Origin of the sequence: Oleiphilus messinensis (assembly GCF_002162375.1) — a bacterium.
GTDB lineage: Bacteria > Pseudomonadota > Gammaproteobacteria > Pseudomonadales > Oleiphilaceae > Oleiphilus > Oleiphilus messinensis.
Window position 1 is genome coordinate 3,908,622 of record NZ_CP021425.1, and the last position, 16,360, is coordinate 3,924,981.

14 protein-coding genes and 2 tRNA genes are annotated in these 16,360 nt (G+C 46.9%); 8 read left to right on the plus strand and 8 right to left on the minus strand.

The annotated features are described in order from the left end of the window. The first annotated feature begins 64 nt into the window (after positions 1 to 64). Entirely contained in the window at positions 65 to 1,621 is a 1,557-nt protein-coding gene (locus OLMES_RS17030; protein ID WP_087462380.1) for a M48 family metalloprotease, read from the plus strand. A 31-nt stretch (positions 1,622 to 1,652) separates the two neighbouring features. Here the strand turns inward: OLMES_RS17030 and OLMES_RS17035 are convergent, their stop codons facing one another. Both OLMES_RS17035 and miaE read right to left on the minus strand, forming a co-directional pair. Further along, positions 1,653 to 2,561, minus strand: coding sequence for an alpha/beta fold hydrolase (locus OLMES_RS17035; protein ID WP_198343015.1), 909 nt, complete (start codon positions 2,559 to 2,561; stop codon positions 1,653 to 1,655). 68 nt (positions 2,562 to 2,629) lie between these two features. Beyond that, positions 2,630 to 3,247: a tRNA-(ms[2]io[6]A)-hydroxylase gene (gene miaE / locus OLMES_RS17040; RefSeq protein WP_087462381.1), complete on the minus strand. Its 618-nt coding sequence runs from the start codon at positions 3,245 to 3,247 to the stop codon at positions 2,630 to 2,632. A gap of 360 nt (positions 3,248 to 3,607) precedes the next feature. Between miaE and OLMES_RS17045 the strand changes: the two genes are divergently transcribed. Then, positions 3,608 to 3,814: a cold-shock protein gene (locus tag OLMES_RS17045; protein WP_087464527.1), complete on the plus strand. Its 207-nt coding sequence runs from the start codon at positions 3,608 to 3,610 to the stop codon at positions 3,812 to 3,814. Between the two features lie 121 nt (positions 3,815 to 3,935). On the opposite strand, the gene OLMES_RS17050 is transcribed toward OLMES_RS17045, so the two are convergent. Together OLMES_RS17050 and OLMES_RS17055 are read right to left on the minus strand one after the other, a co-directional pair. Beyond that, positions 3,936 to 6,461, minus strand: coding sequence for an ABC transporter permease (locus OLMES_RS17050; RefSeq protein ID WP_087462382.1), 2,526 nt, complete (start codon positions 6,459 to 6,461; stop codon positions 3,936 to 3,938). 102 nt (positions 6,462 to 6,563) lie between these two features. Then, positions 6,564 to 7,283, minus strand: coding sequence for an ABC transporter ATP-binding protein (locus tag OLMES_RS17055; RefSeq protein WP_087464528.1), 720 nt, complete (start codon positions 7,281 to 7,283; stop codon positions 6,564 to 6,566). 293 nt (positions 7,284 to 7,576) lie between these two features. On the opposite strand from OLMES_RS17055, the gene OLMES_RS17060 reads away from it, so the two are divergent. Further along, entirely contained in the window at positions 7,577 to 8,209 is a 633-nt protein-coding gene (locus OLMES_RS17060; RefSeq protein ID WP_232465130.1) for an arylesterase, read from the plus strand. Here the strand turns inward: OLMES_RS17060 and OLMES_RS17065 are convergent. Beyond that, the gene (locus OLMES_RS17065; protein WP_087462383.1) at positions 8,206 to 9,135 is read right to left on the minus strand and encodes a universal stress protein; all 930 of its coding nucleotides are present in this window, start codon (positions 9,133 to 9,135) and stop codon (positions 8,206 to 8,208) included. The genes OLMES_RS17060 and OLMES_RS17065 overlap by 4 nt on opposite strands. 174 nt (positions 9,136 to 9,309) lie before the next feature. On the opposite strand from OLMES_RS17065, the gene OLMES_RS17070 reads away from it, so the two are divergent. Together OLMES_RS17070 and OLMES_RS17075 are read left to right on the plus strand one after the other, a co-directional pair. Beyond that, positions 9,310 to 9,385, plus strand: a tRNA-Asn gene (locus OLMES_RS17070). Between the two features lie 89 nt (positions 9,386 to 9,474). Next, positions 9,475 to 9,551, plus strand: a tRNA-Pro gene (locus OLMES_RS17075). A 244-nt stretch (positions 9,552 to 9,795) separates the two neighbouring features. Here OLMES_RS17075 and OLMES_RS17080 read toward each other — a convergent pair. Further along, a complete protein-coding gene (locus tag OLMES_RS17080) occupies positions 9,796 to 11,109 on the minus strand; it encodes a M18 family aminopeptidase (RefSeq protein WP_087462384.1) in 1,314 nt (437 codons plus the stop codon). A 170-nt stretch (positions 11,110 to 11,279) separates the two neighbouring features. On the opposite strand from OLMES_RS17080, the gene OLMES_RS17085 reads away from it, so the two are divergent. Next, complete coding sequence (locus tag OLMES_RS17085) at positions 11,280 to 11,759, plus strand: hypothetical protein (protein ID WP_087462385.1); 480 nt, start codon at positions 11,280 to 11,282, stop codon at positions 11,757 to 11,759. A 35-nt stretch (positions 11,760 to 11,794) separates the two neighbouring features. Here the strand turns inward: OLMES_RS17085 and OLMES_RS17090 are convergent, their stop codons facing one another. Beyond that, entirely contained in the window at positions 11,795 to 12,304 is a 510-nt protein-coding gene (locus OLMES_RS17090) for a hypothetical protein (protein WP_087462386.1), read from the minus strand. Positions 12,305 to 12,642: 338 nt separating this feature from the next. Here OLMES_RS17090 and OLMES_RS17095 point away from each other — a divergent pair, with 338 nt between their 5' ends. Next, positions 12,643 to 13,311 carry an outer membrane beta-barrel protein gene (locus tag OLMES_RS17095; RefSeq protein WP_087462387.1) on the plus strand — a complete coding sequence of 223 codons (669 nt, stop codon included), beginning with the start codon at positions 12,643 to 12,645 and terminating at the stop codon, positions 13,309 to 13,311. A gap of 45 nt (positions 13,312 to 13,356) precedes the next feature. Here OLMES_RS17095 and rlmKL read toward each other — a convergent pair whose 3' ends face one another. Further along, positions 13,357 to 15,579 (minus strand): bifunctional 23S rRNA (guanine(2069)-N(7))-methyltransferase RlmK/23S rRNA (guanine(2445)-N(2))-methyltransferase RlmL, encoded by a 2,223-nt coding sequence (rlmKL, locus tag OLMES_RS17100; RefSeq protein WP_087462388.1) that lies wholly within the window; start codon positions 15,577 to 15,579, stop codon positions 13,357 to 13,359. A 517-nt stretch (positions 15,580 to 16,096) separates the two neighbouring features. Here rlmKL and rmf point away from each other — a divergent pair. Next, positions 16,097 to 16,309, plus strand: coding sequence for a ribosome modulation factor (gene rmf / locus OLMES_RS17105; protein ID WP_087462389.1), 213 nt, complete (start codon positions 16,097 to 16,099; stop codon positions 16,307 to 16,309). Positions 16,310 to 16,360 lie beyond the last annotated feature (51 nt).

Below are 16,360 nucleotides of genomic sequence, written 5' to 3' on the forward strand. Positions count from 1 at the left end.
TCACAGCTCGCCTGGATCGCCCTGAATTTGTCTGGATCGTTTAAAAAAAGGACTCGACTGCCCTATGCACTACTCAAAGGTAATATTAACCATTATCTGCAGCTTTACGGTTCTCTGGCTATCGGGATGCGCCGTAAACCCGGTCACCGGTGAAAGTCAGCTGATGATTATCTCAGAAGCTGAGGAAATTAAAATAGGACAAGAGCAGTATGCGCCTGCCCAGCAATCCCAAGGAGGCCAATTCTATCTTGATCCAGAGCTGACTTTTTATTTAAAAACCGTAGGCAACAAACTTGCGCAGGTTAGTGATCGGCCAGATCTTCCCTATGAATTCGTGGTATTGAACAATTCGGTTCCAAATGCCTGGGCGCTGCCTTCAGGCAAAATTGCAGTCAACCGCGGGCTGCTGATAGAACTTGACAATGAAGCACAGCTGGCTGCAGTGCTTGGTCATGAAATCGTCCATGCCGCAGCACGACACAGCGCGCAACGGATGCAGCAGGGCATGTTAGCCAACGTTGCTGTCGCGGGCCTGGGGATGGCACTTGGTGAAAATGAATATGCAGGTCTGGTGATGGGTGGAGCAGCGCTTGGTGCAAAACTGACAATGGCCAAATATGGTCGCGACCATGAACTGGAGTCTGATCATTATGGCATGAAGTACATGTCCAAAGCAGGCTATGACCTCAACGAAGCCGTTACACTGCAGGAAATCTTCGTCAGACTTTCCGAAGGGCGCAAAAGCGGCTGGCTGGATGGTCTGTTCGCCTCCCATCCGCCATCCCCTGAGCGTGTCGAAGAAAACCGGAAGACGGCACAGGATTTTCCGCCAGGAAATTTCAAAGGAACCCAGGCTTATCAAACGGCAACCGCATACTTGAGAAAAACAAAACCCGCATATGATGCTCACGATAAAGCATTAAATGCCGCACAAAAGAAAAACTATTCCGAAGGACTGGAGCTAGTCAATAGTGCGCTCAGAATAGAACCTAATGAAGCAATGTTCTATGCGCTTCGAGGCGATATCTATCAAGCCCAAGGGAATGACCGGGCGGCACTGAAAGATTACGACAAAGCGGTGGCACTGTATCCAGAATTATTTTCCAACTATCTGAAACGCGGCCAGAGTAACGAAAAGCTGGGCAATGATAAGCAGGCAGAATCAGACTATGCAAAGAGCAATACCCTGCTGCCGACGGCACTGGCAACCCTTAAACTTGGGACGTTAGCTGTGAACCAGGGAAATACCCGCAAAGCACAAAGCTATTTCTCACAGCTTGAATCGGCTCAAGGCGTGTATGGTGATCAAGCCAGATTACAGCTGGCTCAAATTGAACTCCCGGATAACCCGTCCAAATATCTGAAAACCCAACTCAAAGTTAACCGTAAAGGCGAAGTGCTCATCGCGGTTGTGAATCAGTCAGGCATTAATGTTCAGATAAGCCGGGTCGAAACCATTTTATATGATTCAGCCGGTAATGCCGTGGCCCGAAAATTCTGGTCGTTCCCTTACAAGATTAAAGCGGGAGAGCGGAGCCCATTTGTCAAAGACCCAGTTGCGAACCCACTCCCCAAAGGGTACAAGCTCAAAACTCAAGTCGTTGAAGCCCGATTACTGTAGTTGCCACTGGATTACTGTAGTTGCCATTGGATTACTGTAGTTGCCGCAGGATTAACTGCTTTATCGTTTTCACCGTTTGTTCAGGGTATTGCTGCATAAAACAATGCCCGCCCGAAACTTTCCGAGCAGCAATCCAGGCTTGATTACGATGTAACCGACCTGCAGATTTTGCGACAAACGGAAAACTGTCTTCACCATACAGAATCTGAGTTGGGGTATCAATTTTGGCCAACATTGACCAAAGTCGATCAGGAACAGTGGCAAAAATTTCAGCCTCTCTTTCTGGTTTGCACTTCAACGACGCCAATCCCCCCTCCTCATCCTGCGAGATAGCGTATTGCACAAAAGCTTGGAGCGCTCGCTCACTCCAGCCTTTGTATGTGCCCCGGTTATGCAAGGACTGGAAGGCTTGCTCCCGGCTCGACCATTGACTACGACGCTTGAGTGTCTGTTTGCTCAGTTGGTTGATCGGCCCTAACCCCAACCACTCTGACACCGTAACCGCGCCAATCATCGAACGGCTGAACAAAACCGGATCCAGGAGAATGGCCATATCGAACAGCTCTGGAAATTCGGAAACCAGTAACGCACTCAATACTCCGCCAAAACTGTGCCCTAGCGCAATTTTGGCAACCCCCTGCCAAGGTGAAAGTTTCTCTCGCCATATCGCAGCACAAACCCGGGCGTTACCATTCCAACCCCAGAATGTATCGCCACCGTCACTATCACCATGACCCTGGACATCACTGATGAATATATCGAATTCCGACTGTAATCGGGCTAACATGGGCTCATAAACGAGACCACAAAAGCCATTTCCATGGATAAAGTGAATAACCGGTTTACCTGTAACCGGCGTGTGCCAGCCCCGGAGAGTAACGCCGTCATACTCATACGACCATGGCAGCAGATCCTTTACAAAAGTACTATCAAGCTTCACCTTTAATCCTCATATTCAAGTTCCCAAAGCGCCACTCTAATCCATCAGCTCCAACCAACCGGTTCTGATCAATGTAATGCAGCCTTGATCGGCAAAGAAGCCATAATCGTCGCTTCCTCATCAAGAAGTTCATCCAGTCTTGAGGCAACCTCTTCCAAGGAAAAATATTTCAAAGCAAGATCCACAAACAATATGTGATGGCGCGCTTCCGACGCCGTGATTGAGAGATAGAATTTTTTCAAATTACCTTCGGGAAGTGCATCAGCGATCAACCCGAAACGCTCGTGACCCCGGGCTTCAACAATGCTCGCAATTAACAAACGGTCGAGCATGTACACATCGCTACCTTTACGCATCAACCTTCGGAAACGGTTAACATAGTCGTCAGGCGCATCAGCGAGCAATTCCAGTCCCCGCCCCTGAATTAACTTAATCACCTCTCGAAAGTGAACCAGTTCTTCCACTGCAAGCTCTGCCATTGCCGCCACTAAATCTTTCCGATCCGGATAATGAGAAAGCAATGATATTGCCATGCCCGATGCCTTCTTCTCAGCTGACGCATGGTCTAGCAAAAAAGCATCAAAATCAGCCATCACCACTTCCACCCAAGCAAGCGGAGAAGCATAACGTAACGAAAAATTCCGGACTTCATCCAATACCGGATTAACTAACTGAGTTTTCTTCATAAAAGTTACATACTCGTACAACAAAATAAACACAGAGGTTCAGGCATGGTAACGAAAAGGCCGCAAACAATCATCAAACTGATTAAAATGTGGCTTGGGTTGTCCTTTACAAGGGCCTGTGACCTCCTATACTTAAGTGAGCTGAAGATACAGCGTGATCCATGGACGTTTAACTGTGCAGCCTTCCGATTACTACCTTCCGTACCATCAGTAGCGCCCCGCCATGTTACTCCCCGGAATTCTGGATTTATCAGCAACACAAAACAGCTCGGAAACAGCATAAAACAGGCAAAACCATGCTTCCCGACTGATATTTACTCAAGTTATTGTTCAACTACGTTAAAGTTTCAGGTGTTATTTATGTCTACCATTACTGGCCGCGTAAAGTGGTTTAACGAATCAAAGGGATTTGGGTTTCTGGAGCGTGATGATGGGCCGGATGTATTTGTCCATTTCAGCGCGATTACTGGCTCGGGTTTCAAGACTCTGGCAGAAGGTCAAGCGGTAAAATTCACAGTCACACAAGGTCAGAAAGGTCCTCAAGCTGAAAACGTAGAGAAAATCTGAATTCAATCGCAATAAATAAACTGCATTCTCTTATAGCAGCGCATTAAAAGGCGCGCTTTCTGTTGGGCACTGTTCCCAAGGCGGGAAATTAATTTCCCGCCACGCCTGATCAGAAAATATTCTAAATACTTTGCAATACGCTTGCAGGCGAAACTCGAATAACTCGCCTTAATTGAGTCCAACCAATCAGCGCAATGCCAAGAGCCGAGAGAAAAATAATCAGCATACCAGACTGCCAATGCAGAGCCATTTCCAGATCAAATACCTGAGTCATAAGCAACGCAACGACAACTTCCGCCCCAACAAACGCAATACATGCAGATACCAGCCCAACAATCGCAAACTCGTAGACCTGACCACCCTGGACAAGACGGCGACTCCCCCCTAAAGCCCTGTAGATTGCACCCTCCTGGAGACGTTCCTGCAAGGTAACATTAACAATCGCCATCATGACCAGTACCGCCCCGACCAAGATCAATCCCATCACCAGTTCAACAGCGAAGGATACCTGGCTAATCACGTGCTGAATCCGCGCAATCAGTTGATCCACCTCCAATACTGTGACCGTTGGAAATTGCTGATTTATTGCATTCAACACTGACTTGTTCCCGGGCTCAAGATGGAAGCTGGTAATATAGGTTGCAGGGAAGTCCGACAGTGCACCGGGCTCAAAGATCATATAAAAATTAGGGCGCATGCTATCCCATTGCACTGAACGGACACTTGTAACCTGAGCACGAAAGGGTTGTGCTCCCACCTGAAATGTCAACACATCGTTAACGGTGACACCTAGTCGTTCAGCCAATTTAGACTCAATAGACACCGCCGGAAATTCGCCTTGCACATCACCAATCAACTCTGGCCACCAGGCCCCCTCTAGCAATTCGTTATCTGCAGGCAACATCTCGGCCCAGGTTAGATTAAGTTCACGGTTCAGTGCGTTGACATTTTTCTCTTTTGAGACGGCCTCTTTTACTGCAATGTCATTTATCTCAACTAATCGACCACGCACCATCGGATAAAACCCGGAGGTCTTCAACCCATGCTCAGCCAACACCTCTTCCATTCCCTCAAAATCGTAGGTGGCAATATTGATCAAAAAATGATTGGGTGTACCTTCGGGAAGCTGTGCCTGCCATTCAGAGAGCATTGATGTGCGAACCAAATACAGAACAGAGAAAATCATGATTGCCATCGCAAAGGCAAACAGCTGCAACTGCACCTGCCAACGTCGACGGAAAAACGAATTGAGTGCTAACTTCAGAGCTTGTCCTGTGCTGCTTTGAAATACCTGCCTTTGCAATGTGGAGGCGACCAAAGAAGTCAATAGGCGATAAATTATCAGGACCAGCACAAACAGCACACACAACCCTAACGCCATCGCTCCCAGCGTTGCGGCGTTACCTGTGAAGTAATAGACCAGCACAATCATACCCAGAATTGGCATGAGCCAGAACAAAGCAGAAAAACGCTCACCAGATTGAACTGACGCAAGCACAACGGCCGGAGACACGCCTTTAAAGTGTCGCAACAATGGGACGATGAAGCAGAACATGCACAGAAAAGCAGTTCCCCAGCTGGCCAGCAAAACAGGCCCCGTTAACGTCAGTGTCCAGACTGACACTGATTCTAAAGCAAACACATTATCGAGAAGAGATAATGACACCGCAAGTATACCGCCAGCCAAGATCGTCCCTATTACCGCACCGAGCAGCGTAAAGATCAAAAACATACGGAGATAGATGCTCATCAGCTGCCCACTGGTCAGCCCCAGAGCCTTTAATATCCCCACTTGCTTAACGTGCTGATTGGCAAAATGACGGGAACACACCGAAATAGCAACAATCGCCAGCAAGACCGCCAAACTCGCCCCAAGCATTGAGTAGCTTTCTGCTTTGTCCAGCGCTCGAGCCACAGCCGGTCTGCCTTCTTTAACCGAGATCCATTCTGCACTGGGCAGCAACTCGGGTACGAGTTTTTTTTCGAGTCGGGACAACGCAATATCTGTCCCTGAAAAATAATATCGATATGTGACTCGGCTTCCGGGCTGAACTATCCCGGCAGCCATCGCATCCTCAAAGTTCATCATTACCCGGGGGGCAAGCTGTGAAAAACCAAACTGCAAGTCTGGCTCTCGCACCAGCACCCGGGTTACTTTCAATTTAGCGTTGCCGATAGAGACCGCATCACCAATATTGACACTGAGTAAATTGAAGAGCCGCAGAGAAAGCCAAACCGTGCCGGCCTGCGGGCTCGTTCTTTCCTCAACAGCAGGCTCGCTTGGTGATTCAGAAACCAGAACCTTGCCCTTGAGCGGGTAGCCCTCGCTGACAGCTTTGACACTCACCAATTGCAAGTTATCCCCGGAAGCCAGCATCGTCGAGAAGCCGAGCCCCTGAGCACTCTGCACCTGATTCTGTTCCGCCTTGCTCTGCCAGTCAATTTGGAGTGGGCGCGAACTTTTGATCTGTCTATCCGCTGCCAGTAATTCTGACGAGCCTTGCAGCAGCGCCGAATTCAAAATCTGGGCAAAAAGAGCCACGTTGGTCATCGCACCAACAGCAATAACGAGTGCGAGCAACAAGATCCTCGCTTCCCGTGTTTTTAGTGACTGTCGGAACATCCGCCAGGCAAAATGAGTTGTCATTTACGCTCCCCAAAATTGCACGATCCTGTTTTCTATTTTGATTCTGCTTTTTCTGAATAGCAACGAATCCCGGCATACAGCAATCAATTAGACTACAATCAATCAAGCTACAATCTTGCCTTCCGCCAGATAGATTCGTCGATCACAGCGCTCTGCCAGATGTTCGTCATGGGTCACCAGCACAAGCGTTGCAGACTGTTCCTGATTCAGTTCGAACAACAAGTCCATGATGTAGCGTCCGGTTTTGGTATCGAGATTTCCTGTCGGCTCATCGGCAAAGAGTATGCGCGGAGCACAGGCAAACGCCCGCGCGATCGCAACCCGCTGCTGCTCACCGCCAGACAATTGATGAGGTAAATGGGACTGTCGATGCCCAACTCCAACTTTGGTCAGGAAGTGCTCTGCTTTGATTTTCGCCTCTTTATCACGCTTCAACTCCAAAGGTAACATGACATTTTCCAGTGCAGACAATGAAGGGATAAGTTGAAAGGATTGAAAGACAAAACCAACTTCACTCGCTCTGACTTTTGCCCGATCCTCTTCATCCATTTCAGCAATATTATTGGCATTGAGAAAGACCGCTCCCGAGCTTGGGGTATCCATACCCGCAAGAATGCTCAACAGAGTCGTCTTGCCGCTTCCTGAACTACCACAGATCGCCAGAGACTCTTGAGCCCTCACCTCTAGACTGATGCCATCCAGAATTGTCAGAGCATTCCCGGAGCTGTCTACCTTTTTGACAATATCCCGAGCACGAATCACTGCTGGAGCAGAGTTGGCGCTTACCGTATCAATCCGCTCAGTACCAGATAGCTGTAACATATTATTTTCCATAGCGATCGCTATATTCCCCAATCTAGTGGATTTCCTGCTCTGGTGGTGCACCAAAGTGACGTACTTGGCTCAACCCAAACAGCATACACCTCAATCGCTTTGCTTTACCATGAATTAAATTTAACCTGACTGTCGAATTACCAACTTCGCTTCAGAATCGTGGATTGATACACTGATGCAACATGGCACTTTGGAGATAAACATTGGCAACAACCAAGACTTTTAACAGGTATACGTCCAAAAAATTTCTTTGGTTTTCTTTTTTTAGCATTTATTTTTTCTTGGTAGCACAAGCCAGTATTACCAATGCGGACAATAAACCAGAAAATGCTACCAGGGTCAGTTCGGCTCAAGGAGAAACCATTCTCGTTCTGGGCGACAGTTTGAGTGCTGCCTACGGAATCGCCACCGAACAGGGATGGGTGCATTTATTGCGTGAAATACTCCATACCCGTGGATCCCATGATGTGATCAATGCCAGTATCAGTGGAGAAACAACAGATGGAGGTGCCAGACGCATAACCACGCTCCTGGATACACACACTCCAGATATACTTTTACTCGAACTCGGCGGCAACGATGGTTTAAGAGGATTCCCCACTCGTGTTATGCGCGACAACCTGCAACGCATTATCGATGCTGCCAAGGCAGCAAACTGCAAGGTTCACCTCATCGGAATGCACATCCCCCCCAATTACGGCCCACTCTATACGCAGCAATTTCACAACGTCTTTTATGAATTGGCCGAAGCAAACGAACTTACTTTGACTCCCTTCTTGCTGAACGGTGTGGAACTGAATGAGAAAATGATGCAATCCGACGGAATTCATCCTAGAGCTGAAGCACAACCCATCATGGCGAATAACGTTCTGCAAGCATTGGAACCGTTACTGCCCAACGGCAACAGGCCCTAATCCCTTTGATCGCCAGAGTGCACAATAAGCAAGTCACAGTTCAAACGATCCAAAACGGCTTCAGCTGTACTGCCAATAAATGGCGAATCAAAACTACTGTGCGCAACAGCTCCCATAACCATAATATCCACACTCTCATTGATCACAACATCTGGCAGAGTCGTCACCGGCTCGCCTTCAATGAAGTGACTATGAACAGTTTTTTCCAAATCATGCTGCAACGCCTGCTCGAAGGACTCTCGGTGCTTTCGCTGCGCACTCAACTTGAACTGCTCATAGTCAGCCACAATCGCATCAAGCTCCATCATTAAACCTGAAGGCACTGGATCGAAGATATGCACTGCGGAAATTTCTGCGGGCAATTGGCAAGCCAGTGTATGTGCTGCTTGCAAAATTTTCGGGCTAATGTCTTTGACTGGCAATTGCAAATCAATTGAGCTCTCTGGATGAACTGGATCGATAGCTGCCATTACATGCATGGCAGACCCCCAAGCCTGGTTTTTAAGAAATAACACTAATCGATCCGCCCCGCGAATCAGATGCCAGTCAACATGAGTGAATAACACTCGTTCAAGGAATGCATGCTCACTTGTTGGTTTAATGATAAGTTGAACATCCTGTATACGCGCATGTTCGAGAATCGCCCGGTGGATCGGACGCGCCCATACCACGTGACACTCCCAGGGCAACGTCTCGCCCCAAACCTCCGTTAACAACTCATGAACTGCTTCAGTACGTTGCCGAACGAGGTTGGCGATCACACTCTCCCGCTGCTCAGCATTAAAAAGGTGACCCATCACAACTTTCGGGTCATGCAATACGTTGAGTACATATAAATCCCCTCCAAGTCGGCTCGCAATGATTTTCGCTTTGGTTAAAGCTTCTTTTGTTGTATCAGGCTCTACCACCAATAAAATCTTTTTCATGCTGTTATTTTTCCTATCATACTTAGAACGGTAACTTAAAACCCAAAACCTGCACACTTACCGACCACATCGCTCACAAACCAACCACCATCAAAAAACTTCAATAAAAATGTCAAAAAAAGGTTGACGCTCCCCCCGGTTCGCATTAATATTCGCGCCGTTGGTTGAGGCAGATCCCCGATAGCTCAGTTGGTAGAGCAACGGACTGTTAATCCGTGGGTCGCTGGTTCGAGCCCAGCTCGGGGAGCCATTCAACTTCACTTCTGAATATTCAGCTGGTTATTGCCTGCATTTGGCACAGTTCACTTAGGCTGAACACTTTCATAGCACTAAAAAGTTCGGGGTATAGCGCAGTCTGGTAGCGCGCCTGCTTTGGGAGCAGGATGTCGGGAGTTCGAATCTCTCTACCCCGACCATTTGTATCGAATTAACCCAGTTCTCCTGACGACCTCTAAGACTAACATCAGCAGCAACACTGCGCCCCACTGACTCCTTTAAATAGTTTGCCACTCAGTACAGGCTCAATCCGACCCTATCCAACAGCGCCTGCAACCTGTAAACATATCCATGCAAAACGCAGCCCCCTTCCTATGAATGCAGGCAGGCTACCTGCTTTCTGAAAACAGACAACCCGGCCCGAACACTCCGCCTTTGCTTTAACTACTCAGGCAATTGCAGAGCATCAACAAAGTACGCCTTCAATACCCGATACAAACTCACCACATCAGAAACGGAAGCTAATTCGCGAATTGAGTGCATAGCGAACTGTGGTACACCCACATCAATAGTCCGCACACCAATTTCACCCGCAGTAAGGGGACCAATTGTACTACCGCACGCCATATCCGAGCGTACAGTAAAATATTGACAGGGCAACTGATTCAAATCACATAGATGCTTGAAATAAGAACTGGTTTCACTACTCGTGGCGTAACGCTGATTGACATTGACCTTAATTACAGGCCCTTCGCCCATTAACGGACCATGCTTTTCATCGTGTTTTCCCGGAAAATTCGGATGAATACCGTGAGCATTATCAGCAGAAATCATCAAAGATTTGGACAACACGGAGGTCAACACCTCGCCCTGACCATAAATCCGCTCCAGAACGGAGCGCAAAAATGGCCCTTGAGCCCCTTCCGCAGAGAGACTACCCACCTCTTCGTGATCATTGAATACAATCAGTGCAGGCTGACTCCCATCCGATGTTATTAAAGCCTGTAAACAAATATAACAACTCAGCAGATTATCCAGACGGGCACTGGCCAAAAATTCTGACTGAAGCCCGATAACTTCCGCCGCCTGGGTATCATAAAAAGACAATTCATAGTCCAATACCTGATCCACTTTTAAATCAGGGTATTGTTTTTCGATTTGCGCTGACAATAAAGATCTGAAGGAAACCTCTTCACCCTCTCCCACACGCATCAACACAGGCGGTAAATCGGTTTGAGGGTTTATTGAGCGCTTACTGTTCGCCTCTCTGTCCAAGTGGATCGCCAAACTGGGTATCGTGGCAATCGCTCGTTTAAAATCAATCAGCACTTTATGTAATTTGCGCTGCTTGTCCCGATAAACCACCCTACCCGCGAGAGAAAGATCTCTGTCGTACCAGGGATTCAGCAATACTCCACCATACAAATCTACACCCACCTGAAAATAGCCATGACGCTTAATTTCAGCATGAGGCTTTACTTTTAAACACGGACTATCAGTATGCGCACCAGCCATTCTGATTGCTGCTCCGCTACTTTTGTCTTGAGGCGTAATAAACGCAGCAATCGTTGATCCATTTCGTATTACAAAGTATCGCCCCCCCGCCTCCAGGCTCCAGGCCTCATTTTCAGACAATTGCTTAAAGCCCTGACTTGAAAGAATTTCCGCAACATTTTCCACGGCGTGGTAAGGTGTAGGTGAAGAGCTCAAAAATGTTTTCAGCTCAGAAATAAAACTTTCTGTTTTTAAACCACTCATATGCAAAAACAACCGACTATTTTAAACGGGGATAAAAAACATCAGTTTATCAGTTTGCCAAGGGAATCGTTACCTGAATTGCATTTCGCGCTATAATCGCGCCGTATATAACAACGAAGGCCACATCAAAGGCACCTTAATCCAAGCGATTCACTGGAACCACAGCTATTATGATACCTCCTTTTTTTCTGGACATAGACCCGAGCACACCCACCGCTAAAGGATTTCCAGCTGCAATAGCCTGGAGTCTTGCCAGCAAACAATACAAAAGCGTATTGATCAAGCCACTCGATACCTGGCTGCAAGAGGAGTCAACTGAAGTCGATATTGATTTGAACCTGCTTTTAATTCAAGGCCAGGATATCATTGATGTCGTAAGGGAAATGAATGAGGATCTGGATGGAGAAACCGTCTACGTTGACCTCACCCGTCAAACCGACATTTGGCTCGCCAAACTATTTGACGCCGTTGGCTTTGAACCTTCATTTGAAATCGAACCCTTCACCGATCTGTTTGAAGCAGTATCACAAAGTGACATTGAACAAAACATCAATCGCCTGATCGGTGAACTCGACCTCCCCCCTTACACATGCGATTCCAGAGTAATTGCACTCCTTCACTTGGCAAAAGAAGAAGACTTGTTCGAATAACGACGCCTTGGTGCAGCTGAACAATTGTAAACGGGCTAGCTCGAAACCAGCATTCGCCGGGCAGTAAGGAAGTTATCGATTGAGGCAGTGATCCGGAGCACATCCGACTCCTTTTCGGCACTCTTTAACTGCCTCTGCATCAAATCATCCTGAAGATGTTCGATAAGCCGCTGAGCTTGAAAAATAAGTGCCTCAAGTCGCTCCCCGACTTCAGGCTGCAACGAATCAGAAAAAATTGAAGGTCCACACTCAAAATGGAATGAGTGCAACAACCAAAGACGCTCAAGGAGTACGTATTCCATTTGAGACTGAAGCGATTCAGGAATCTCAACCTCACGCACAACCTTCAGCAACTGCGCCTGAATCTGCCTTGAAGTACCGGCGGCAAAAAGCTCATTCACAGTCGCCTGCCAGTCAATCGACCCCGAATGCGCTGTAGCATAATAACCAACCATCAGTGTTTGCAATGACTGACAATGAAAAAAGGCTCCACCCAATTGAGTGTATAACTCATGGTCAACATATGAAAACCTGGAATCTTTCATCACGCCCCCTTAACCTTCCAGACTATTATTAGGCTATTGTGAGTAGCAAAACGTCAAATTACCAGCACCCCCAATAAACAAAAATTCAGAATTGTGCGCAATCGCCTATATTTTGACAACACCACCTCCTCTTACCGGAAGAGAAGCGGAATTGTGAAGTACTTCAGTGCAACAAATGGTAACATACTGCAAAATACTGAACCTGCTGCTCGTTACAAGACGCTCACACTCGAATTACGAGCCCCGCGTCAAGCAGGTACGCATTCTATGCTCAGAAGTTGCTAATACGTGCCATTAACGAAACCCTCAATTAACGAAAACAATGAAGAAGTAATCGAATGATATTAGTGCGCTCTTTTCTGCTGGCCATTTCCGCCTTCATAATCTCGACCACCCTTACGTATGCTCAAGAGAAAGCCGCTGAAGATACCATCGCCCGGGAAGGCAAAGACTATGTTTCAGTAAATGCCATACTGTTCGATTATCGCTCAATTGGTCGCGATTCCCAGGCGCAAACCTTTGCGACGTCCGTCACAATGGGAACCTATATCACGGATTATGTCACGGTCGAAGTCAGAGGTGGATACGGGCTAACGACGGACAGTATTGTAGTGGGCAGCTTTACCGAAGAAGTTGAAGGTGAAGTCGATGAAAACGGTGACCCTGCAACCGTTAGGCGAAACGTGAATGCTGATGTAGGGCTTGACTACTTTTTCAGCTGGTATATCGGCCTCAGCTATCCAATGACTGAGTGGATGGATTTTCAATTGAAATACGGCTTTTCCCATGTCCAAGGTAAAGCAAAGTTCAACAAAGAGCTGGCCGATGATGACATCATTGCCGACGACTACTTGACCAGTACCTTCAGCGTAAGCTGGCTTGGTGAAGTTGATATTCGACTCACCGACAATCTTTGGGTAACAGGAGAAGTGGGCCGATTACACAGCGACACCACCACTGACATTAAAACTTTACATTTAACAACCGGTCTAAAATACTTTTTCTGATCGCCCTTCTGATAACACTATGCCACTACCAGAAGGGCCAAGTCATTATGCCCTTCTGATATCCCAGCAGTTATGAATTCTGGTATTACGAAGAAAATCACGATCAATACTGCGCTTGGTGATATCAACTACCTGATATCGTGAGCGCAACCCTTCATCCAATTTGAACTTCCGCAAATTGTTGGAAAATATCAATACTCCTCCCGGGTTCAGAAGACTGACACATTGATCTATCAACCCGCTATGATCCCGCTGAATATCAAGGATTCCGGACATTTTCTTGGAGTTAGAGAATGTCGGCGGATCCAAAAAGATCAAATCAAACCGCTCTTTGCAAGCCTTTAACCACGCAAAACAATCATCTCGAATGAATTCGTGCTGGCGTACCTCTGCCGTATTTTTTTGCAGATTACGCTTGGCCCATTCAATATACGTGTTAGACATATCCACGCTAACCGTTCTGGAAGCACCACCTTTTACCGCATGGGCTGTTACCGCCCCGGTGTAACAAAATAAATTTAAAAACGATTTACCTTTGGCGTTTTGCTGAATCCAGTGCCGAATGGGGCGATGATCCAGGAACAATCCGGTATCAAGGTAATCTGTCAGATTCACTTCCAGTCGCACACCGTATTCATTGACATCAAAAACAGCACTTTCGTCTGAAATCTTTTGATACTGAGTCGCGCCACTTTGCCTGGACCGACGCTTGTAGATAATTTTTTGTGGATTCACCGAAAACTCGTCTCGCAATACCGATAAGACTTCGAAAAAACGCTCTCTTGCAGACTCAACGGAAACCGATGCCGGTGCAACATACTCCTGCACGTGATACCAATCTTGATAAAGATCGATTGCAACCGAATACTCAGGCATATCAGCATCATACCAGCGGTAGCACTGAATCCCTTCAGAAACGAGCCATTTTTTTAATAGCTTTTGATTTTTCTTCAAGCGATTGACCAGCATTGCGGCACGTTCGGGATGAGAAACTTTCCAATTTTGTCCTCGTAGCGCACGCGCTTTGGATGGATCCAAATAGTTCTCATCCCGGAGCGAGAAACAATACAGGACACAAGGTAAAGCACCATTCATAAACTTATACGTTTTATCTGCTCGCCAGCGGGTCTGCCGGGATAAATCAGGATTCGAGGTAAATAGATACCACCATTTTTCAGCGACATCCTGTCCATGCAAATTCTCCCCGATTGCCCGATAAAGGTTCTCCAGCGCCTTCACTTCCCCCAAACGTTCCCCATATGGTGGATTAGTGATCATACACAACACCTCAGTGTCCGGCGCAACCGTCCAATTCTCAGCCTGTAGCACTGAAAACGTCACCAGCTCAGCCACACCAGCTTTTTCCGCGTTATCTTTTGCAGTAGACACAACTTGAGCATCAATATCAGACCCGCTAAAGCGGATACGCCCGCGGAGTGTCTCCGCGGGTATACGGTCGGTTTTGGCATGCTCAATCAATGCATGCCAGACAGCCGGATCATGACCTTTCCAATGGGTAAAACCAAAATGTTTCCGAAGCAGACCCGGCGCCAGATTCAACGCCATCATTGCCGCTTCAATTAATAAGGTTCCAGAACCACACAATGGGTCAGCAATACAGATACTCTTAATCTCTTGAACCGACTTTTCCTGCAGGTTCAATTCTTTTTCCCAAAACCGAGCCAAATCCGCGCGACGAATAACTGCTGCCGCAAGATTTTCCTTTAATGGTGCTTTTCCAGCGTTTTCTCGATATCCCCTTTGATGCAAACTCGACCCGGAAAGATCAAGAGCAAGGGTTAACTTCCCCCGATTAAGATGGCCCGATATAAAGATATCCGGGTTTTTGCCTGAAACATTTGGCCTGTCACCAAGCTTGTCACGGAAACGATCTACGACAGCATCTTTGACCTTTTGTGCGGCAAAAAGTGTATTTTTGATTTGCCGGTTTGTCCCGGTAAAACGCACAGAAAACGATTTTTCGATGTCAAACTCTTGCTCCCATGCTACCGAATGCACCGCTGAATAAAGCTGGTCTGCAGTATCACACGGTGCCTCCAATAGAATCCACATGACACGATTGGCAATTCGTGACCACAAACAGACCTTATAAGCTGCATTAATAGCTTCCGATCTGGACTGAAAATCGCCAACGTAAACACCAAAGGGTGTAACTTTTACGATTGAAAGCCCCAACGCTTTCAATTCCTCCTCAAGAAGATACTCAACACCCTTAGGACAAGTTACGTAGATGATTTGATCAGACATGGGATATTCCAGTTAAATTACGGTGATAAAGAGGCTACAGGAGCGGGCAAAAATCGTGCAAATTATCCACGATTTACTGGTGTTATCAATGTAAAACCAGCAGTTACATTTTTTTTCAATACATTTTTACCTAAAAAAGCTCAAGACCGGGAAGTATTTTAATATTAAAATCATACCCTTATCTTTTTTATACCTAAATTGCATAACAAACATGTCATATAGATGAAATAATTTGTATACATTTTCAAATGAACTCGCTAACTTGAGATTGTGGCGTCTTACTCGAGTCGTCTCAAGTAAAACCAAATATGGAATATATGAGTTTTTGAATGAGAATAAGACATCACAGATCAAACCATTCACATTGTGTCGGCTTTATGATGCACTTCTTAAACACCTGGTTTCCTACATAAACGCTATATCAGGCGCACATTGCTACCGGTACCATCGTTAGCAATCGGTTCGCATCAGTTTGATGCCGACAAGAAATGTCAAATCAGTTCGAGGGTACATAAGAATGAAAAGACAAAAACGCGATCTCTCCCAACGTGCTTACAAACGTGGTTATACCGCAGGAGTCCGCGGCAAATCGAAAGATTTTTGTCCAACAGAACATCCCGACTTAAGACAACAGTGGATGAACGGCTGGCGAGATGGCCGCTCTGATAACTGGGATGGCATAAAAGGCGTCTCAGGTATCCACGTAACTTCGCACCTAGGGACCGCATAGGCGTTACCGTCAACTCACACAGATTCAGGAAAAAAGGCTCCTAACGAAGGG